19 protein-coding genes are annotated in these 18,666 nt (G+C 58.8%); 9 read left to right on the plus strand and 10 right to left on the minus strand.

The window, feature by feature from the left end; all coding sequences use genetic code 11:
• Nucleotides 1-40: 40 nt before the first annotated feature.
• Together MA884_RS09315 and MA884_RS09320 are read right to left on the minus strand one after the other, a co-directional pair.
• Nucleotides 41-1,195 (minus strand): alpha/beta hydrolase, encoded by a 1,155-nt coding sequence (locus MA884_RS09315; RefSeq protein ID WP_371134756.1) that lies wholly within the window; start codon nucleotides 1,193-1,195, stop codon nucleotides 41-43.
• Between the two features lie 139 nt (nucleotides 1,196-1,334).
• Nucleotides 1,335-2,093, minus strand: coding sequence for a molybdopterin cofactor-binding domain-containing protein (locus MA884_RS09320; protein ID WP_256230192.1), 759 nt, complete (start codon nucleotides 2,091-2,093; stop codon nucleotides 1,335-1,337).
• Between the two features lie 320 nt (nucleotides 2,094-2,413).
• On the opposite strand from MA884_RS09320, the gene MA884_RS09325 reads away from it, so the two are divergent.
• On the plus strand, nucleotides 2,414-2,992 hold the full coding sequence (locus tag MA884_RS09325; RefSeq protein WP_256230193.1) for a hypothetical protein: 579 nt from the start codon (nucleotides 2,414-2,416) through the stop codon (nucleotides 2,990-2,992).
• Between the two features lie 602 nt (nucleotides 2,993-3,594).
• Here MA884_RS09325 and MA884_RS09330 read toward each other — a convergent pair.
• Genes MA884_RS09330 through MA884_RS09340 form a run of 3 tightly spaced genes read right to left on the minus strand, consistent with a single transcriptional unit; the run spans nucleotide 3,595 to nucleotide 5,849 of the window.
• Nucleotides 3,595-4,005 (minus strand): SRPBCC family protein, encoded by a 411-nt coding sequence (locus MA884_RS09330; RefSeq protein ID WP_256230194.1) that lies wholly within the window; start codon nucleotides 4,003-4,005, stop codon nucleotides 3,595-3,597.
• 27 nt (nucleotides 4,006-4,032) lie between these two features.
• Nucleotides 4,033-4,830, minus strand: coding sequence for an SDR family NAD(P)-dependent oxidoreductase (locus tag MA884_RS09335; RefSeq protein WP_256230195.1), 798 nt, complete (start codon nucleotides 4,828-4,830; stop codon nucleotides 4,033-4,035).
• Nucleotides 4,831-4,832: 2 nt separating this feature from the next.
• The gene (locus tag MA884_RS09340; protein ID WP_256230196.1) at nucleotides 4,833-5,849 is read right to left on the minus strand and encodes an aldo/keto reductase; all 1,017 of its coding nucleotides are present in this window, start codon (nucleotides 5,847-5,849) and stop codon (nucleotides 4,833-4,835) included.
• 118 nt (nucleotides 5,850-5,967) lie between these two features.
• Here MA884_RS09340 and MA884_RS09345 point away from each other — a divergent pair, with 118 nt between their 5' ends.
• Both MA884_RS09345 and MA884_RS09350 read left to right on the plus strand, forming a co-directional pair.
• A complete protein-coding gene (locus MA884_RS09345; protein WP_256230197.1) occupies nucleotides 5,968-6,867 on the plus strand; it encodes a LysR substrate-binding domain-containing protein in 900 nt (299 codons plus the stop codon).
• A gap of 134 nt (nucleotides 6,868-7,001) precedes the next feature.
• Complete coding sequence (locus MA884_RS09350; protein ID WP_256230198.1) at nucleotides 7,002-7,922, plus strand: LysR substrate-binding domain-containing protein; 921 nt, start codon at nucleotides 7,002-7,004, stop codon at nucleotides 7,920-7,922.
• Here the strand turns inward: MA884_RS09350 and MA884_RS09355 are convergent.
• From MA884_RS09355 to MA884_RS09375, 5 genes are all read right to left on the minus strand, one after another.
• On the minus strand, nucleotides 7,843-8,439 hold the full coding sequence (locus tag MA884_RS09355) for a DinB family protein (protein WP_256230199.1): 597 nt from the start codon (nucleotides 8,437-8,439) through the stop codon (nucleotides 7,843-7,845). The genes MA884_RS09350 and MA884_RS09355 overlap by 80 nt on opposite strands.
• A 43-nt stretch (nucleotides 8,440-8,482) precedes the next feature.
• Nucleotides 8,483-8,605 carry a hypothetical protein gene (locus MA884_RS09360; RefSeq protein WP_256230200.1) on the minus strand — a complete coding sequence of 41 codons (123 nt, stop codon included), beginning with the start codon at nucleotides 8,603-8,605 and terminating at the stop codon, nucleotides 8,483-8,485.
• Between the two features lie 98 nt (nucleotides 8,606-8,703).
• Complete coding sequence (locus tag MA884_RS09365; RefSeq protein WP_256230201.1) at nucleotides 8,704-9,492, minus strand: SDR family oxidoreductase; 789 nt, start codon at nucleotides 9,490-9,492, stop codon at nucleotides 8,704-8,706.
• A gap of 53 nt (nucleotides 9,493-9,545) precedes the next feature.
• Entirely contained in the window at nucleotides 9,546-10,484 is a 939-nt protein-coding gene (locus tag MA884_RS09370; RefSeq protein ID WP_256230202.1) for a cyclase family protein, read from the minus strand.
• Between the two features lie 366 nt (nucleotides 10,485-10,850).
• On the minus strand, nucleotides 10,851-12,194 hold the full coding sequence (locus MA884_RS09375; RefSeq protein WP_256230203.1) for an MFS transporter: 1,344 nt from the start codon (nucleotides 12,192-12,194) through the stop codon (nucleotides 10,851-10,853).
• A 307-nt stretch (nucleotides 12,195-12,501) separates the two neighbouring features.
• On the opposite strand from MA884_RS09375, the gene MA884_RS09380 reads away from it, so the two are divergent.
• The 6 genes from MA884_RS09380 to MA884_RS09405 all read left to right on the plus strand — a co-directional run bounded on the left by MA884_RS09380 (nucleotide 12,502) and on the right by MA884_RS09405 (nucleotide 18,666).
• Nucleotides 12,502-13,935, plus strand: a complete 1,434-nt coding sequence (locus MA884_RS09380; RefSeq protein WP_256230204.1) for an aldehyde dehydrogenase — start codon at nucleotides 12,502-12,504, stop codon at nucleotides 13,933-13,935.
• Between the two features lie 278 nt (nucleotides 13,936-14,213).
• Nucleotides 14,214-15,119: a transcriptional regulator GcvA gene (gcvA, locus tag MA884_RS09385; RefSeq protein WP_256230205.1), complete on the plus strand. Its 906-nt coding sequence runs from the start codon at nucleotides 14,214-14,216 to the stop codon at nucleotides 15,117-15,119.
• A gap of 94 nt (nucleotides 15,120-15,213) precedes the next feature.
• The gene (locus MA884_RS09390; RefSeq protein ID WP_256230206.1) at nucleotides 15,214-16,152 is read left to right on the plus strand and encodes an NAD(P)-dependent oxidoreductase; all 939 of its coding nucleotides are present in this window, start codon (nucleotides 15,214-15,216) and stop codon (nucleotides 16,150-16,152) included.
• 246 nt (nucleotides 16,153-16,398) lie between these two features.
• Nucleotides 16,399-16,758, plus strand: coding sequence for an OB-fold domain-containing protein (locus tag MA884_RS09395; protein ID WP_256230207.1), 360 nt, complete (start codon nucleotides 16,399-16,401; stop codon nucleotides 16,756-16,758).
• A complete protein-coding gene (locus MA884_RS09400) occupies nucleotides 16,755-17,900 on the plus strand; it encodes a thiolase family protein (protein ID WP_256230208.1) in 1,146 nt (381 codons plus the stop codon). Before MA884_RS09395 ends, MA884_RS09400 begins: the two co-directional genes overlap by 4 nt.
• 1 nt (nucleotide 17,901) lies before the next feature.
• A complete protein-coding gene (locus MA884_RS09405) occupies nucleotides 17,902-18,666 on the plus strand; it encodes an SDR family NAD(P)-dependent oxidoreductase (RefSeq protein ID WP_256230209.1) in 765 nt (254 codons plus the stop codon).

Raw genomic sequence — 18,666 nt, forward strand, 5'->3', positions numbered from 1 at the left:
GACAACTTCCCTGCGCAGTTTAAAGTTCACGACATCGCGATCAATCCATGGCCAGTTCGGACCGAGGATTTAAGCGGTTGCTGTCATTTGCAGCGCCACCGCCAATGCCGGGGGCGCCGGGATGCTCTTGAGCCCCGGCCTCCAGCACCTGCGCCATAACCTCAGATTGCCAGGCGAAGTACGGGTTGTAGGTCAACCGTGCGTGGACTTTGCCGGGCTCACGATACCCCCAGTCCGAATACCAGACCGGGCCACCGGCCTGGCATTGCTGGTACGCCATGTCGCTCTGGCCGTTCCAGCACAGGCGCTGGTTACCTTGGCGACCATATTGCGGATTGTCAGGGGAGAACAGCACGCCCATATGGGAAAACTGACTGATGTGCTCGGCCGGCATCTGGTCGCTGCGCACCAGCAGGCGTGGACTTTGCAGTTCGTTGGCGAGATTGCCGTACCAGATCATCCGCGACGCCGGGTTGGGGAAGCGCCGATGGAAGGCGTCCCGGACAAACGCCACATCCACCACCGAGTCGTGGGCGGCGCTGACCACCAGTACAGGGCGGTCGAACTCCTGCGCTGCCAGCTTGCTGCGCACGGCGGTACTGCTCAGGTAAAACTGGGCGAAGCCATTGGTCGGCACATTCTGGTAGCGCAGTGACGTCTGCTGCGGGGCCGTGCTGGACGGCTGCCGTAGCCACGGCTTGACCTTTGCCAGCCACGGCAACACCCAATCAAACGCAACATTGGACTTGAACGCCGGGGAAAACAGCAGCAGCCCGGCGATCGACTGATCGTCCATGGCGTAAGCCACAACCAGGTTGGCACCGGTGGAGAAGCCACCCAGATAGACCTGGCCGACATCCTTGCGCAGCAGCGTCACCTGTTGTTCCACGGTTCGACGCCAATCATTGATGTCAACGTCGAGCATATCGGCCGGCCGCGTGCCGTGTCCGGGCAGCAGCACGGTGCGTACCCGATATCCTTGGCTGGCCAGTTGTGTCGCGATATCTACGAATGAGCCGGGCGAATCGCCAAGGCCGTGAACCAGAAGAACGCCTCTACCATTGGGTTGCACGGGCACCCACTCACGGGGAGCGTTCCAGGCCAGTTCCAAGGTGTGGTCGGGATTCTGAAACTGCCGATTGCGCTCAATCTGTGCCAGGGTTTGCAAGCGGTAGTCGCCGAAGCTGACCGGCATCGGCGGGGCGGCCTCGACCGGCGCGCGCGCGCAACCGGTAAGGCCGATCATCAAGAGCGCGTAGAGTGCTTTCATCGGTTTTCCTGTGCGTCCATGTTGATATTCCATCAAAAACGAAAGATGTACCCCGCAGGCGGTGTCATCGATATACCGCTCTTTCGAGCAATTGGCTTCTGAACGGGAAGTGGCCGGGACGGGCGCCCGTGGCGTTGCAAATCGCATTGCACAAAGCCCGGACGACAGGCACGTAAATAAGCTGGCTGGGCTGGCGGGCCTCAAGGGTCTGGGTGGGATTGATCAGGTACACCGCGATTTGCCTCGGCAGCAACGAGAGGAGTGGCCAGTTGGTGCAACTGTCATCTACCGGGCTCGGATTGTCCGTGGGGGAGCCATTGTCACAGGACGTCACGAACGCCACCCCCATCAGGCAGGCGCCTTTAAGCTGCGAGCGCAGGCGACCAGGGTTCTCTACAAGCCCCAAGTCCGCGACAACCACCACGTCATGAACGCTCACGCGACCCTCGTCACTCACCTCGACGTCGAGCACGACTGCCACGCAGGTCTGCGAGTCGTAGTGTGCGGCGATGCCCTGCGCTCGGCCACGTTCTGGGGGTTTGCCCCAATGCCCCTTCGTGGCCGCTTCGGCGATGACGTTGCGCATTCGATGGGCATCGAAACTTGATGGCTGCCCAGGGTCGTCGTTCACCGTTGATGCCGAATCAATCAGGGAAAGCAGGTAGTCCCTCTGATCCAGCTTGCAGTCTCGCAGCTGCGCGGCCACCAATCGCTGTTCGGCGAACACACAGAGCAGCAGGTCTTTTCTATCCAGATTGCTGTCAAGCGTCGATTGCCAGGTGAATTGATTAAGAGCGCTGTCGTGGGTATCAGGATGGCTCATTTGCGTTTCTCCTCGCGGCTGACATCGCAGGACCAATCATGGAGTTACTTTAGGTGGGCGGAACTGACGTCAGGGTGACTGGTGGCTGACAGGAACATGTCAAACGCGGATCCCGCCAAATGTGAAGGAAAGTCGCTAGACCCTGGTCAGACAGATCGTCTCAGATAGGCGAACTGGAGCGAGAAGGGCGTATGGAAGTCGTTATCCAGGCGCTGGCTGGGAGCAAATAGCCCAGGCCCTTGACCTCCTTGATAGCGCATACTTAAAGCTGGATGAATAGTGGCAGGATGCCAACGAGCCTGACCAAACGGGGAGTTAATGTGAGTGAGGTTGCTGCAATAAGGAATTTAGTCATGCAGTCGGCGAGAACATTGGAGGCGGCAGTTAAGCATCACTGGCCAGTGGTCAATCCTGAGCGCAATGGACTTCAGGAGTCGAATCTGACGATCCATTTCGCGGCTCGCGCGTTGCAGGAAGGTTTGCATGTTTACCCCGAGGCCTCGAATCACAACACAGTCGAGGGGCATAGTCGCGTTGATTTGCTAGTAAAGGGCAGTCTTGCAGGTACTGAGCTCACTATTTTGGTTGAGTCCAAAAAACTGTTTTCAGCGGGCAAGGCTGCGGAGATGCATGCGGACTACTGGAAAATGTGCGAGTTCGTATATGCGAGAACTCAAGACGCGAACCTGGAACAGAAAATACACGCCCTGAGATTCGGGCTTCTACTGGCCGTTACCGCCAGCGTTCAAAACAAAGATTGGTGGATTGAACCCTATCCTTATGATGGAAAGTCTTGGGACGCGTTGGCCGGAGTACTGGCCAAGGCGTGCGATAAGGGGAGTTACGAAATAGCAGGGTTGTATCCGCAACACATTCTTTACGCCGTATTCCAACTGTGAAGTTTGCGTAGGAAGGGTGTTTGCCAGGCAGAGGTGAGAATTTGCGCCAATCAGCCTGAACCGGCTATGTGGGCAAGGAAAGCGTTTTAATCTCTACTGACGGCCGATGGGGGCTATGAGTAAACGCTTCTACACATCATGTTTAACATAATATACATTATGCGTATCTAAGGATTGGTTCAATTGACGCCCTTTGCAGGCTTTTTCGCTGTGCTGTGCTTCAAGGTGAGCATTCGTGAGAAAGCCCTGTTGGCCGTTCTCGTAGAACCCGCCGCATGATTTCGGTAGCGACGTTCTGTAGAACACAACCTGCGCGGCCTTTCTCAAGCAGATCTCCGTACTGAACGGAAGTGACATAGCGGCGACGAGAAGCGTTTAACACGAAGAAAACCCCCAGTGATCTGCCGATCGCTGGGGGTTTTCGTTTGGCTTGAGACCGGTCGGCTTCGCCGGGTACCGGCGCACCAAGTGCTATGCGAATGAACGTCTAAATATGAAGCGTCAGAAAAATCAGGTTCTTATCGAGCCCAACACCCCAACACTGCTTTGATAAAACTATTTAAATATGCGCATCAGTTTTCAGACTTCATCGTGTGAAACGATTAGGTTGGATAGTTGGCACGCAGGGCTTCGAGGCCGCCTTGGTAGATACCGGTAAACAGTGCCACCACTTCCTCGTCACTCACACCGACAGGTGCAAACCGCCCAGACCAGGTCACTCGCGCACCCTGCCCCTGCGCTTCAACACTGATAATCGCCAGATAGTCAGTCGCCGGAAACGGTGCCTGCAAAATCGAATAACTGTAAGTCTTCCCAGCGTTATCAAACGCCTCCAACCGCTCAACCACTACTGCCCCATCCGCCGTTTGCAAGCTACGCACCCGGCCGCCGTCACTCAGCTCACTTTGAGAAATAAACGGCAGCCAGTCCGGCAGCGAGTTAAAACCGCCAATCAATTGCCAAACCTGGTCGGCGGTCGCCGGGATGTCGATGAATGCTGATGCTGTAGCCATGAAATATTCTCTCTCTATCAATAAGGTTCAGATCGCCAAGCTATCGACAACACCACCGTCGACCCGCAGAGCCGCACCAGTGGTGGCCGAAGACAGCGGCGAGGCGATGTACGCCACCAGGTTAGCGACTTCTTCGACATCCGCCGCGCGCTGGATGATCGAACTCGGCCGGGCCTTGCGCACGAAGGCGTCTGCTTCTTCCCGAACACTGCGGCCGGATTCGGAGGTGGTGTCTTTGAGCATCTGTTCCAAACCATCGGTCAATGTAGGACCGGGCAGGATCGCATTTACCGTCACCCCGGTGCCCGCCAGCCGCTTGGCCAGACCATGGGACACCGCCAGGTTGGCGCTTTTGGTCACGCCGTAATTGATCATGTCGGCCGGTGTTGCGACACCGGATTCCGAGGACAGGAAAATCACCCGGCCCCAGCCCTGCTTGACCATGTCCTGCACGTAATGCCGTGACAGGCGCACGCCAGAGATCACGTTGACCTCATAAAATCGCGTCCACTCGCTGTCCGGCGCGTCGAAGAAATCCACGTCGTTGAAGATCCCGAGATTGTTCACCAGGATATCCGCTCGTGGTTCGGCGGCGAACAACAACTCGGCCCCTTCGGCCGTGCCGAGGTCTGCGGTCAGGCCACGCAACTGCGCGTCCGGTACGCTCTGGCGAATGCTCGCCAGCGCCTGTTCGACCTTGGCCGTCTCGCGGCCGATCACCACCACCGTGGCGCCGGATTCGGCCAGCGCCTTGCTGATGCCCAGGCCAATACCGGCGGTGCTGCCGCTGACAATGGCGAGTTTTCCAGTCAGATCGATTTTCATGCTCATGCGCCAATAATCGGCAATGGTGCGCGCTCGGAAACCAGCTTCGCGTCACGCAGTGCTTGCCAGAACGCCGTCGGAATCACCTCTGACAACGCCGCCACATCTTCAGCAATGCGGTCAGGACGGCTGGAACCGGGAATCACCGCCGCTACGGCCGGGTTAGCCAAAGAGAACTGCAACGCCGCCGCTTTGATGCTGACGCCGTGGGCCGCGGCAATCCGCTTGATCTGCTCGACCTTATTGATGATCGCCGGGCTCGCCTTCTGATATTCGAAGTGCGCACCACCGGCCAAAATGCCCGAGCTGTAAGGGCCCCCGATCACGATCTCGACATTCTGTGCCAGTGCGGCGTCCATCAAGCGCTGCAAGGCACGGTCATGGTCCAACAGTGTGTAGCGACCGGCCAACAGGAAACCATCCGGCTGGGCTTCGGTGAGGTCCAGCGTCAGCTCGCAAGGTTCAACCTTGTTCACACCCAGGCCCCAGCCTTTAATCACGCCTTCTTCGCGCAAACGAGTCAGTACTTTGAAAGCGCCGGTGCGGGCCTGGTTGAAGTATTCCAGCCATTGATCGCCATAGAAGTCCTGCGCAATGTCATGCACCCAGACGATGTCCAGGCGATCGGTTTGCAGGCGCTTAAGGCTGTCTTCAATCGAACGCATCGTCGCGTCGGCGCTGTAGTCGTTGACGATCTTGTTCGGGCGGCCGTGTTCGAACACGCCGCTCTTCTCGCCCAAGTCACGGGCAGCGGCGTCTTCGACTTCATCGAGAATCACTCGGCCGACTTTGCTGCTCAGCACATAGTCGTCGCGGTTGTACTGGGCCAGCGCAGCGCCGAGGCGGATTTCCGACAGGCCCGAACCGTAGAACGGTGCGGTGTCGAAGTAACGCACACCGGCATCCCAGGCAGCGTGGACGGTGGCCATCGCCTCTTCTTCCGGGATCGCGCGGAACATGTTGCCCAATGGAGCGGTGCCGAAACCGAGGGTGCCAGGTAGTTTGTCTTTCAAGCTCATGGGTTTTTCCTCTTGAGTGTCAGGGGTCATCAGAGGTGACCGTTGAGCAGATCCTAGATTGCGATAATGGGACCGTCCAAGACATAATGTGCAGCACTTGAGTCCCTATAGGTCTTATATGATCGACTTCCGCCAATTGCGCTACTTCGTCGCCGTCGCCGAAGAAGAACACGTCGGTCGCGCCGCCGAACGCCTGCACATTTCCCAATCGCCGCTTAGCCGGCAGATTGCACAGCTCGAAGAACGCCTGGGCCTGACGCTGTTTGAACGCAGCCAGCAACGCATTCGCCTGACCCGCGACGGCCAGACTTTCCTGGCTGAAACCCGTGCCTTGCTGACCCACGCCAATCGCCTGGAATCCCTGGGCAAGCGCCTCGGTCGTGGCGAAGAAGGCGGCTTGTGCATCGGCTACATCGAAAATGCGATGCACGCCGGCGTCTTGCCGAATGCTTTGCGGGTGCTGCGGGTCGACCGGCCGAACGTGCATGTCGCGCTGTACAACCTGAATTCCGCCGAACAACTCGAAGGCCTGCGTCAGCGTAGTCTGGATATCGCACTGGTCAGCGAACCGCCCGTCGCCGACGACCCGGACCTGCTGGGTTTTCAGGTGCTGGACGATCCGATGCTGTTGGCCTTGCCCGAACATCATCCTTTGGCGAACCACACAACCCTGACCCCGGCAGACCTGACCGATCAGGAATGGATCGGCGTGCAACCCCGCCAGGACGCCGCCAGCCGCGACGACTTCGTCAGCGCCTGCATCCGTGCCGGCTTCACCCCGGACATTCGCATGGAAGCCACCGAACCGTTCACTGCGTTGGGATTGGTGGCATCGGGGCTGGGCATCGCGATGATTCAAATAGGCTTGAGCCGCAACGTACCGCCCGGCGTGGTGCTGCGGGAAGTGCCCTGGATCTCCTTCACCACGCCGCTGTGGGCAGCGTGGCACCGGATCAATCTGCGGCCGCTGGTGGAAACCTTCAGGAAGGTGCTGACAGAACCAGGCCCTGCCAAATGATCGTGTCCCACTCCACGTGGGAACGATCAATCCCTGTGGTGGAAAGACCTCAATGTGTGGCGTTCACGAAAAACCTGTGGCGAGGGGGTTTGGTGCTTTACTGAAAAGATCCCGAATCCCTTCGAGAAGTCCTCATGAACCGCAACGACCTGCGCCGCGTCGACATGAACCTGCTGGTGATTTTCGAAACCCTAATGTTCGAAAAGAACCTGACCCGGGCCGGGGAGAAGCTGTTTCTTGGCCAGCCTGCCGTCAGTGCCTCACTGGCCAAGTTGCGCGACCTGTTCGACGACCCGCTGCTGGTGCGTAACGGTCGGGGGCTGGAGCCGACCCAGCGGGCCCTGGCGATTCTCAAGGAATTGCAACCGGCGATGGACACCATCTCCGGGGCAGTCAGCCGGGCCAAGGATTTCGACCCGTCCACCAGCCGCGATGTATTTCGTATCGGCCTGTCCGACGACGCCGAGTTCGGCCTGTTTCCGCCACTGCTCAAGCAAATACGTGAAGAGGCGCAGAACGTTGTGGTGGTGGTGCGCCGGGTGAATTTCCTGCTGATGTCGTCGATGCTCTCCTCCGGGGAGATTTCTGTCGGGATCAGCTACACCACTGAACTGCCGGCCAACGCCAAGCGCAAGAAGTTGCGTGAGCTGAGCGTCAAGATCCTGCGTGGCGACAATCATCCCGGCACACTGACCCTGGATGAATATTGCGAACGTCCGCACGCGCTGGTGTCGTTTTCCGGGGATTTAACCGGGGCCATCGACAACGACCTCGCGCGCATCGGCCGCTCACGCCGGGTGGTGCTGGCGGTGCCGCAGTTTGCCGGCCTGCGCGCCTTGCTGGCCGGCACCGATATGCTGGCCACCGTGCCGGATTACGCGGCGTGCGCGCTGATCGAAGGCAGCAGCCGGCTGCGCGCCGACGACCCGCCGTTTGTCATCAACCTGTCCGAACTATCCATGGTCTGGAACGGGGTCAACGATAACGATCCGGCAGAACGTTGGTTGCGCTCGCGAATTGCCCAGCACATGTCGGCGCCCCTGCCGGGGTACTAATCGATCTGAAAGACTCGGGGTCGGTCTCGCGCAGATATACCGGCAAGTCAGTGACTGGCGGCATGACCGGGATCTCGAAATACATCTGGATCACCCAGCCGCGGTGATAGCTGGCGTGATTGACCACATGCATCAGTATCGCGCCGGCGCTCATGATGCCGCTTTCCCCCGAGACAAATCTGAACTCGACGGGTTTATCCAGCGAGGCATCGGCCTGCCGTTTGCTCCAGTCGCAGTACCAATCATCGATGTCCTTTTGCGCCAGGCGCAGCTCGGCGAGGTCAGGATGCAGCAGATCGTGTGACGTCTTGAAGCCGTGCCCTCGGCCTTCGAGGTGGGCCTGCCAGATGCAGTCCACTACGTAGATGTGGTTCAGGGTGCCAATCATGTTCTTGAACACCGACACGCGCTCTTTATTGACCTCGCCCGGTGGCAGTGCGGCCAGGCTGTCAAAGAGACGTTGATTGGCCCAGCGCTTGTAATCGGTAAGCATGCGGGCAGTGCGTACGTTAATCATCGGAGATATCCCATTGTGATGGGCGCACTGTCAAGCATAGCCCTCACGGCGGGCAGCATTGCAAACGCTGATTGCCGGTCACTACAAGGACCACGTCCGGCCCGAAGCGGGCCAGGGCTCTGGCGACCGCCAGCCCGACCACTACGCATCCGATATCGACGCTCACCTGCCCTTCCCTCCTTTGACGCCCGCACTCGTTCCCGATAATCGATCAGGCTGGAGATTTCTGATTGGGGAATCACAAAACGTCATCCCCTGAAAAAATCAGAACGTACCGGGGTAACTGCCGCCGTCCAGCAACAGGTTTTGCCCGGTGAGGAAACCGGCGTGGGCGCTACAGATGAACGCGCAGTAGGCGCCGAACTCATCGGGCTGCCCGAAACGCTGGGCCGGCACGTGCTTGCGCCGCTGCTCGCTGATGCTCTCGACCGTGGTGCTGTTGGCTTGGGCCGCGGCACTCAGGGTTTTGTGCAGGCGCTCAGTCTCGAACGGACCTGGCAGCAGATTGTTGATCGTCACATTGTGCTCCGCCAGACGCGACTGGCGCGCGAGCCCGGCGATGAAACCAGTCAGCCCGCTACGGGCGCCGTTGGACAGACCTAGCACATCGATCGGCGCCTTCACCGCGCCAGACGTGATGTTGACGATGCGCCCGAAGCCGCGCTCGGCCATGCCATTGACGCAGCCCTTGATCAGTTCGATAGGCGTGAGCATGTTGGCATCCAGCGCCTTCAACCAGTCCTCACGCTGCCAGTCGCGGAAGTCACCCGGCGGCGGACCGCCAGCGTTATTGACCAGGATGTCCACCTGCGGACACGCCGCCAACACCTGCTCGCGCACCGCAGGCGTACTGATATCCCCGGCCACCGTGCGCACTTCGATGCGCGGTGCCAGTTTGCGCAACTCGTCGGCGGCGGCCTGCAAGGTTTCGTCGCCACGGGCGTTGATCACCAGATTGACGCCCTCCTTCGCCAAGGCGCGCGCGCAGGCCAGCCCCAGCCCCTTGCTGGAGGCACAGACGATGGCCCAGCGGCCCGATATTCCCAATTCCATGACGATTCTCCTGTCGGTTTGAAACCCTTACGTTACCACTGCAACAGGACACGTCAGCGGATAGCAACTGGGTTGATATTGACCTGGGTCGAACCCTTGTACAGCGGCTGTCCCAGCACAAACATGAATTCCCACGCTTTATCCTTCACCAGCGCTCGGCTATCGATCAATTCAAGGTTGTAGATACCGTTCTTGGCGAGCATGAACTGGTTGACCGGGAACTCCTGGCCATCTTTGGCCGGGTAGATTTCCGAAGCCCAGGTGTCGCCGCCGAACGCGACAATCTGCTTGTCCGCCAGCCACTTGGCCGCTGCCATGCCGATGCCCGGCTCCACGGCGAGGAATTTCTCGTTGTCCTTGCCCGGCAGTTCCAACCAGCCGGTGTTGAACAGCACCACGTCGCCCTTCTGAATGGCGATCCCTTGCAGGTCCAAAGCCTTCTGAATGTCGGCGACGCTGAACTCGGTTTTCTCCGGCACGATGGCGCTGCCGTACACGGCGGTCATGTCCAGCACTACGCCGCGGGTGACGATGGGCGGGACCTTTTCGATGCCGAGCTTTTTCACCCCTTCGACGGTCACGAAATCGGCGGCACGGTTGCCGTTGTAATAGACGTTGTCGATGCCGATGTGACCAATGCCATTGAGCTGCGTGCCGACGCCGGTCCAGCCCACCACCAGTTCATCGTTGAAGGTGAATTTGTTCGGCCCCATCGTCGTGCCGCCCGCTTCGCCCGGCTGGATGTTGGTCAGGTGAAAACTGCGATGACGGAAAGCCGGCAAGGTCTTGTCGATGGGCACGGCCAACGGGTAGGTTTTGCCGGTCTTGATCAGTTTCGAGGCATTGATCACCGACTCGGCGTTCAGCAGGTTCAGCGCGCCGATTTCATCGTTGGCGCCGTATTTTGATGGATACCATTTTTCGGCATCCGCAGCGTAGGCGGCATTGAGGGTGAACAACAGGGCAAACGGCAGTACCAATCGGTTCAACATAAGAGGGTCCTTGAGGTTGCAGTGGCCCCCAAGATACGCAGCCCGTCTCTGCGCAAACAGACAGGTACCAGCAATACAATTGTTCTGGATTGTCACGAGTGGGATTCGGGTACCGAGCGGGTAAAAAAATGGGCGCCCAGGATTTGCCCCTCGCTGTAAGGCACTTTGACCAAGGCATCGGTGTTTTCCGATAAACAACTCACAACAAAGCGATACATTGATAAATCTGGTTAAATATGCGGACTTCTCAAGTTCTGGATGTGGCCATTCGGAAGTTTCGACAAGATTTTATATTTTCTGACTTGTTAATCACGGTAGTTAACAAGTCAGAAAATAGGGACCGGGAAGAATCTCCAACCAAAATAATCAGCGCAGTGGCAGCCCCCTGGTTTCTGGCATGCGCAGATAGACGACGGCACTGATGGCGCTGATCACCGCCAGGTAGATCCAGAACAAGTGCCCATAGCCCCAGCCGGCCATCGCGGCCATGAGATACGGTGCGGTTCCGCCAAACAACGTCACAGACAATGCGTACGGCAAGGCGATACCGGTCACGCGAACTTCGGCCGGGAATTGTTCCGCCATGGTCACTGCAGAGGCTGCGCCGAAGCCTGTCATGATGACCATGGAGATGGTTTGCAGGATGGTCACTTCCGTCAGGCTGATGCCAGCATGCAACAGGCCGAAACTTGGCCACGCCCACAGCATCGACGCGACGGCGAATGCAATCAGCACCGGTCGGCGACCGACACGGTCGGCAAGTTTTCCGGCAAAAGGCAACAACACCAGTGACACCCCTACCGAGATCACGCCCGCCAGCAATGTGTCACGGATCGACATACCGGTGATTAGGTGGACCTGCGAGGGATAGCTCACCATCCATACATAGTTCAGTAAGTTGCCGGCCATGGCGATGCCGATCACCCGTATCGCATCTTTCCTGTGGCTGAAAAACAGTTCACGCAACGGCCGCTTCTTGACGTTGCTCGCAGCTCGAGCCTTGAAGATTTCAGTCTCGCGCACCGAAAGGCGGATCCACAGCGCTATCAGTCCCATCAAAGCGGCAATGATGAAAGCAACGCGCCAACCCCAGTCGTTCAACGCAGTGTCACTGCCCAGTGACGCAAGACCAAAGCCCAGCAGGAACGAGACCATGGTCCCGGCATTGATTGCGAACCATTGCCAGGAGCCGGCGAATGCGCGGCGGTGTGCAGGTGCCGACTCGATCAAGAACGCCGAAGCGGAGCCGAATTCACCGCCAGCGGAAAACCCCTGAACCAGGCGCGCTAAGACCAGAATGATCGGTGCGGCAATTCCGATACTGTCATAGCTGGGGCAAATGCCGATGACCAACGAGGCCAGCGACATCAGCAGGATAGAAAGCGTCAGGCCTTTCTTACGTCCGTAGCGGTCGGCTACCTGGCCGAGAATCGCACCACCAATAGGCCGCATGATGAAGCCGACGGCAAAGATCGCCAACACCGACAGCAAGCTGGTAAGACTATCCCCTGCCGGGAAGAACTGCCGGGCAAGGATGGAAGAGAACGTGGCATAAATCACCCAGTCGGTATATTCGACGATGGTGCCAAGCGTTGCGGCGACGATGGCCTTTTTTTCGCCGTTGGTCAGTTGTCGGCCTTGAACATTCGCGCTGGCACCTGATGCAGACTCCGGTGCCACTGCAGTCATTAAACTATTCTCGCTATTCATTTCTACGGCTCCCGTGGGCGCTATTATTATTGACCTTTAGTCGCGGCCTCGTTTTGTTACGGGTTAATACTGCTATTGACCCGTCCCCCCGGTGAATCGAGATTTTCGCCCTGTACAGTTGACTAAATCTCAATGTATAGGCATCTATCGAATATCTCAGGCTGTTTGAAGTCGTTTGATATTTGCTCAATCGCCAACGCCATAAAACTCAGTTGAGCCCTAGAGCGCCTCTGGATGTAATAGGTATTCGTAATGGAGTTTTGAACAATAAAGGCGAGCCTCACTGCAGTTTTAGAGGAGACACACAATGTTTGTAAAAGTTAACAGCTTCGTCGATGGCCGCTCCTTGGAGCCGGCTGACGGGCAGTATGTCGACAAGATCGATCCACGCACCGGTGCCAAGATCAGCGAAATCGCCAACAGCGGGCCGAAGGATGTGGCACAGGCCATCGAGTCGGCAGCCTCGGCGCTGCAAGGCTGGCGTGACATGCGCCCCGCCGAGCGCGGACGCATCCTCAACGAGCTCGGGCGCCTCATCCGTCAAAGCGAAAGCACCCTGGGCGCGCTGGAAAAAGCCGACACCGGCAAACCCGGCAGCGAAATGCTGGCACTGATGGACCTGACCGCCCAGTACTTCGAGTTTTATGGTGGCATCGTCAACGTCATGGACGGGGACGTCATCAACCAGGGCCCTGACTATCACATTTATACACGTCGAGATCCCTTTGGCGTGATTGGGGTCATCCTGCCCTGGAACGCTCCGCTCCATCAGGCAGCGCGCGCTATCGCGCCCGCCCTCGCTACCGGTAACACCGTGGTAGCCAAACCCTCCGAACACACCTCTGCCTCACTGGTGGAACTGGCGCGCATTGCCGTGCAAGCCGGAGTGCCCGCCGGCGTCTTCAACGTCATCGTGGGTAAAGGCAGCGTGATCGGTCCCGCCATGGCGCACAACCCGCACATCCGCAAGATCTCCTTTACTGGCGGCCTGCGCGCGGGCCAGGAGTTGGGACACATCGCCGCCGATCGCATCCTGCCGCTGACCCTCGAACTGGGCGGCAAATCTGCCAACATCGTATTCGACGACGCCAACCTCGATGCGGCCGCCAAAGGCTCGACCAAGGCATTTACTTGGAACAGCGGCCAATGGTGTGCGGCAGGCACGCGGTTACTGGTTCAGGAGAACATCCATGACCTCTTCGTCGACAAGCTGATCGCCGAGGTAAGCGCCTTGCGCGTCGGCCCGGAGGATGACTCGACGTCCGGTCCGATTACCACTCGCGCGCAGTTCGAGAAGATTCAAAGCTATTTCGCCATCGCTGAACGCGAGGGGCTGAAGCCGGTAATCGGCGGCAAGGTGGCCACGCGAGCGGGTTATGAAAACGGTTGGTATATCGAACCGACGGTCTACACCGGTGTAACCAACAATATGACCCTGGCACGCGAGGAGATCTTCGGGCCCATCGTCTGCGTCATTCCCTTCAAGGATGAGTCCGATGCGCTGCGGATCGCCAACGACAGCGAATTCGGTCTCGGAGCCGGCATCTGGAGCCGTGACATCGGCCGGGTGCATCGGGTTGCGGCGCAGCTGGAGGCCGGCCGAATTGTCGTCAACGAGTACAGCGGCGGTTTCGTCCAGACGCCTTGCGGTGGTTTCAAGCAAAGTGGCTACGGTCGCGAGCAAGGTATCGACGCCCTCTCCCACTATACCCAGCTCAAGTCTGTAATCATCCGACTATAAGTCTTGGCTACACGAGATACAAAAAGGGCGCAGCCAGTGGCTGCGCCCTTTTCGTTTACGTGGCTGAGTCTCTTATTGTTGTCAGGCGCTGCAACACGCCCCATTGGCGGCGATCGTAGAAATCGCGCAACCCCGCACGACAATCGATTAAAACGTGCGGCCACCTTGAGTTTTTATCAAGCGTTTACTTTATTGTTGGGAGACGCCGGGCAATTAAATAGACTCCGCGTCCTCGTTACTTCCACTACAGTGATTTCCAACAACAAGAGATGACTTCCATGGACCGTTTGCCGCCACTGAATGCCATTCGCGCATTCGAGTCCGTAGCGCGTCATTTGAGCATCACCCATGCCGCCGATGAGCTGAATGTCACCCCGGGCGCGGTCAGCCGGCAGATACGCGCGCTCGAGGAGTTTCTCGGGCTCGATCTGTTGGTCCGGGGGCATCGGCAAATCACCTTGACCCACTCTGGTGAACAATATTTTCGTGCGGTGGCGAGGGTGATCGAAGACTTGCGCGGCGCCACGAAGAAACTCATGTCGCCGCCTCTGCGTCGGCAAATCAAGGTACGCGCCTACACCACGTTTGCCATGCAATGGCTGATACCCAGGCTTGCCAGTTTTCACGCTGAACATCCGAAGATCGAGGTGTTGTTGACCGCATCGCTCGATCCGGTCGACTTTTACAAGGAAGACATTGATGCCGCGATCCGTCTCGGTGCCGGGGAATGGCCCAATTGCAACTGTTACGTGTTGAGCGATAACCGTCTTGCGCCGGTCTGCAGCCCTTCCCTTTTGCAGCACGGCCCGGGTCTGAACACACCCGCCGACATTGCGCAGTACACCATGCTGCATTCGATCGCCAGACCCGAGGACTGGCGCTACTGGCTCGAGGCAAGTGGCGTGAGCCGCGACGTCGATGCGCTTGCCGGCATGTCATATCAGAGTTCTTCGATGGTCTATGCCGCCGCTGCCGGTGGCCAGGGCATTGCCATGGCGCAGTTGTTCCTGGTCGAGAAGGAGCTGCGAGACGGCACCCTGATCAGGCCTTTCGAGCAAATCGTCGACATGGGCGTGTACACCTATTATCTGCTCACGCCCAGGCACCGCGAAGAGAGCGATGACACCCGGGTTTTTCGCGAGTGGATCCTTGAACAGGCACGTTTGACCCGTGAAATCGCTTGAGTTTTTTTCAACCCAGCCGAGCCAATAACTCCTTTGTCGCACGGTAATAGCCGCGCCTAGGATGATGTCTTCCCGATAATAAGGACGACACGCCATGAGCTCACTTCCTACGCATTCAGCCGCTTCATTGAACGAAACCATCGGTTTCATCGGGTTGGGGGCCATGGGCCAGAAAATGGCCCACCACTTGCTCGATCACGGGTATGGCCTGAGCCTCTACGACCCCAATCCGCAAGTATTGGGGCCCTTGCTCGCACGCGGAGCGCACAACCATGGCAGCCCCCGCGATGTCGCCAATCACGCCCGGATCGTCCTGATTTGCGTTCCGACCCCGGATATCGTCGAGCATGTGGTGCTGGGCGACGCCGGGATCATCCACGGTGAACAGGTGGAAATCCTGGTGGACCACTCGACCACCGGCCCAAGTATGGCCAGGCGTGTGGCGCTGGCGCTACGCGAACGCGGCATCCAGGCCTTGGACGCGCCCTTGGCTGGAGGCGTAGCAGGTGCACTCAACGGCACCCTTTCGGTGATGGTTGGGGGGGACAAGAGCGCTTATCAACAGTGCGAACCGGTGTTCGCTTGTTTCGGCAAAAAAATCGAGCATATCGGCACAACGCCTGGCCTGGGCCAGACCTTGAAACTGGTCAACAACATGATTGTTGGAGCAACCTTGGTAGCCACCAGCGAAGCGCTGTTATTCGGGATCAAGTCCGGACTCGACCCCAGACAAATGCTGGAGATGCTCAACGCAAGCACCGCGCGCAGCTTTAGCAGCGAACAGATACTGGCCGGTACCGTGATGCAGCGAGAATTCGATTTCGGCTTTCGCCTGGACCTGATGCGCAAGGATGTACGGCTGTTTCTCGCCGAAGCGGAAAACATCGGCACACCGGCCTTCACCTGCGCCGTGGTCAAGCAATTCTTCGATCAGGCCATGAACGAAGGTGACGCCGCCCGCGACATGACCCACGTAGTCAAAGTGATCGAGAAAATGGCCGGCGCAACCATCGACGGGCAGACCTCTTCATAGCCTCACCCTCCCCCTTTTCTGGATGCGGGCAAGCTGACTTCGCCCGCTGCTTTCAAGGCATAAAATAAACCAGACGAGCCGGTAAGGCCCGCCTTCGTGTGCATAGCTCGATGCGCCCCTCTGCCACTACTGGTTTGATTTTTTCTCAATTCAACCGCGTTTTTATATCGTTTGTCGCCCATTGAGGCGTATCCGAACATACCTCCAGACGTTCGCTATCGAGCGTCAAGAAAAACAGGAGGTCACATGAACAGTCCGTCACCTATCTGGACATCCACCACGCCGCCCGGTCTTGCTGCATCGCGGCATCTGGCCAATGACGAAATCTTCTTTCCTGCGGTACTTGCCGATTCGCCCCTGGCCGATCAGTTCCAGGACACCACCCTGAGCGTGGAAGGCCGCGTGTACAGCTTCACCATCATGCACCCCAGCCCCAAGAGCGGACTCAACCCCTTCGTTCTGGCCTACGTCGACCTGCCCGGCCCGGTCCGCCTGTTCGGCCGCCTCAATGGCAGCAGCGGCCGTCCGTTCATTGGCGAAAAATGCCGTGTGATTGCCGACGAGACTTTCGGTTACGTATTCGAATCTCTGGAGGTACGTCCATGATCCAGATGCATGTGATGGGCGCCGCGATGACGCCCTTCGGCCGCCACGTTGGAGTGATGGCACCGGAGCTTGCCCAGCGAGCGATTCTTGACGCGGTGGCAGACTCTGGAATCACCCTGGCCGACATCCAGGCGGTTTATTGCGCCAATGTGTTAGGCGGGATGATTCTCGGCCAGGTGATCCTGCGTGACCTGGGCCTCAAGGGCATACCGGTCTACAACATCGAAAACGCCTGCGCCAGCGGCGCCACTGCAGTCCACCTGGCTCGGCATGCACTCATGGCCGGGCAATACGAGCGGGTACTGGTGTTTGGCATCGAACAATTGACCGCGCTGGGCGGAGGCACCATCCCCATGCAGCGCAACGATCGCATGACCGACCTGTACGCCACCGCCGGTATGGTTCTGCCGGCGGTGTACGCCATGCGTGCAACCCGCTTTATTCATGAGCGCGACGCCAAGCCGGCCGACCTCGCGGCGGTCGCAGTGAAAAACCGCCACCATGGTTCGCTCAATGAATATGCGCAGCAGCGTACCGAAGTCACCCTGGAACAGGTGCTGAGTTCACGGATGATCGCCGACCCGTTGACCCTGTTGCAGTGCTGCCCGTCGCAAGTCGATGGCGCCGCCGCAATGGTGCTCGGAACGCAGCCGGGGCCACAGGCCAAAGCAGTCAAGGTGATGGGGTCGATCATTGTCTCGGGCATGCGCGAAACCGGTGATGACGACATTCTCGATGCCGAAATCACCGCACGCGCGGCGCGCCTGGCCTATGAGCAAGCCGGGGTTGCGCCCGCCGACATCGGCGTGGTCGAGCTGCATGACGCCTTCACTATCGCCGAACTGCTCTATTACGAAGCCCTCGGCCTGGCGGCGCCGGGCGAAGCGGTGTCGCTGTTGCACTCGGGTGCCACCGAGCTTGGTGGCCGCGTACCGGTCAACCCAAGCGGCGGTCTGCTTGCCAAGGGCCATCCGCTGGGCGCCACCGGCGTCGCGCAAATGGTCGAGCTGACCTGGCAATTGCAAGGGCGCGCCGGCAGTCGTCAAGCCGGCACACCGAAGCTGGGCCTGGCGCAATGCACCGGAGGCGGTATCGCTGGCGTCGATCACGCCGCCTCTGCCGTCCACATTCTGGGAGTTTGAGATGAACACAAGAAATTTCAATACGACACAGGTCGCCGCGATCACCGGCGCCGCTCGCGGCATCGGCTTGGCAATCGCCGAACGACTGGCGCGCCAAGGAGTGTTTGTCTATCTGTTGGACCGCGACGAAGCAGCCCTCGCCGCAAGCATTGATGCCTTGACCGGGCATGGGTTGAAGGTCGCCGGCATTGCGTTGGATCTGACCGAAGGTGAGGCCGTCAACGCAGCGTTTGCGCGGATCCACGAAGCCCATGGGTCGCTCGACTTTCTGGTCAATAACGCCGGCGTGGTCAGAGACAAGCGTTTCCTGAGCATGACCGAGCAGGACTGGGACTTGGTCGTCGATACCAACCTGCGCGCTCAGTTCCTGTGCTGCAAGGCCGCCCTGCCGTTGATGCTGGAAAAACGCTTCGGCCGTATCGTCAACATGTCCTCCAGGGCCTGGCTCGGCGGTTTCGGCCAGGCCAACTACTCGGCGGCCAAGGGCGGCGTGGTGAGCTTGACCCGCAGCCTGGCCATCGAGTTCGCCGCCAAGGGCATAACCGTCAATGCCATCGCGCCCGGCATTGTCGATACCCCGCTGTTCCAGGGCTTCGCCACGGACGTGCAGGCAAAACTCAAGGAAACCGTACCGGTAAAACGCATCGGTACCCCCGAGGACATCGCCAACGCCGTGGAATTTTTCCTCGATCCGGCCAGCGCCTATGTGACCGGACAAACCTTGTATGTCTGTGGCGGACGCAGTTTGTCGTCGGCCAGTGTTTGA

The organism is Pseudomonas sp. Q11, from assembly GCF_024494355.1.
GTDB lineage: Bacteria > Pseudomonadota > Gammaproteobacteria > Pseudomonadales > Pseudomonadaceae > Aquipseudomonas > Aquipseudomonas hefeiensis.

What these genes read in the sequence shown, in the direction of transcription:
- MA884_RS09315 (WP_371134756.1), bottom strand. Translation starts at nt 1,195, where the DNA reads ATGCCGGTCAGCTTCGGCGACTACCGCTTGCAAACCCTGGCACAGATT.
- MA884_RS09320 (WP_256230192.1), bottom strand. Translation starts at nt 2,093, where the DNA reads ATGAGCCATCCTGATACCCACGACAGCGCTCTTAATCAATTCACCTGG.
- MA884_RS09330 (WP_256230194.1), bottom strand. Translation starts at nt 4,005, where the DNA reads ATGGCTACAGCATCAGCATTCATCGACATCCCGGCGACCGCCGACCAG.
- MA884_RS09335 (WP_256230195.1), bottom strand. Translation starts at nt 4,830, where the DNA reads ATGAAAATCGATCTGACTGGAAAACTCGCCATTGTCAGCGGCAGCACC.
- MA884_RS09340 (WP_256230196.1), bottom strand. Translation starts at nt 5,849, where the DNA reads ATGAGCTTGAAAGACAAACTACCTGGCACCCTCGGTTTCGGCACCGCT.
- MA884_RS09345 (WP_256230197.1), top strand. Translation starts at nt 5,968, where the DNA reads ATGATCGACTTCCGCCAATTGCGCTACTTCGTCGCCGTCGCCGAAGAA.
- MA884_RS09350 (WP_256230198.1), top strand. Translation starts at nt 7,002, where the DNA reads ATGAACCGCAACGACCTGCGCCGCGTCGACATGAACCTGCTGGTGATT.
- MA884_RS09355 (WP_256230199.1), bottom strand. Translation starts at nt 8,439, where the DNA reads ATGATTAACGTACGCACTGCCCGCATGCTTACCGATTACAAGCGCTGG.
- MA884_RS09365 (WP_256230201.1), bottom strand. Translation starts at nt 9,492, where the DNA reads ATGGAATTGGGAATATCGGGCCGCTGGGCCATCGTCTGTGCCTCCAGC.
- MA884_RS09370 (WP_256230202.1), bottom strand. Translation starts at nt 10,484, where the DNA reads ATGTTGAACCGATTGGTACTGCCGTTTGCCCTGTTGTTCACCCTCAAT.
- MA884_RS09375 (WP_256230203.1), bottom strand. Translation starts at nt 12,194, where the DNA reads ATGAATAGCGAGAATAGTTTAATGACTGCAGTGGCACCGGAGTCTGCA.
- MA884_RS09380 (WP_256230204.1), top strand. Translation starts at nt 12,502, where the DNA reads ATGTTTGTAAAAGTTAACAGCTTCGTCGATGGCCGCTCCTTGGAGCCG.
- gcvA (WP_256230205.1), top strand. Translation starts at nt 14,214, where the DNA reads ATGGACCGTTTGCCGCCACTGAATGCCATTCGCGCATTCGAGTCCGTA.
- MA884_RS09390 (WP_256230206.1), top strand. Translation starts at nt 15,214, where the DNA reads ATGAGCTCACTTCCTACGCATTCAGCCGCTTCATTGAACGAAACCATC.
- MA884_RS09395 (WP_256230207.1), top strand. Translation starts at nt 16,399, where the DNA reads ATGAACAGTCCGTCACCTATCTGGACATCCACCACGCCGCCCGGTCTT.
- MA884_RS09400 (WP_256230208.1), top strand. Translation starts at nt 16,755, where the DNA reads ATGATCCAGATGCATGTGATGGGCGCCGCGATGACGCCCTTCGGCCGC.
- MA884_RS09405 (WP_256230209.1), top strand. Translation starts at nt 17,902, where the DNA reads ATGAACACAAGAAATTTCAATACGACACAGGTCGCCGCGATCACCGGC.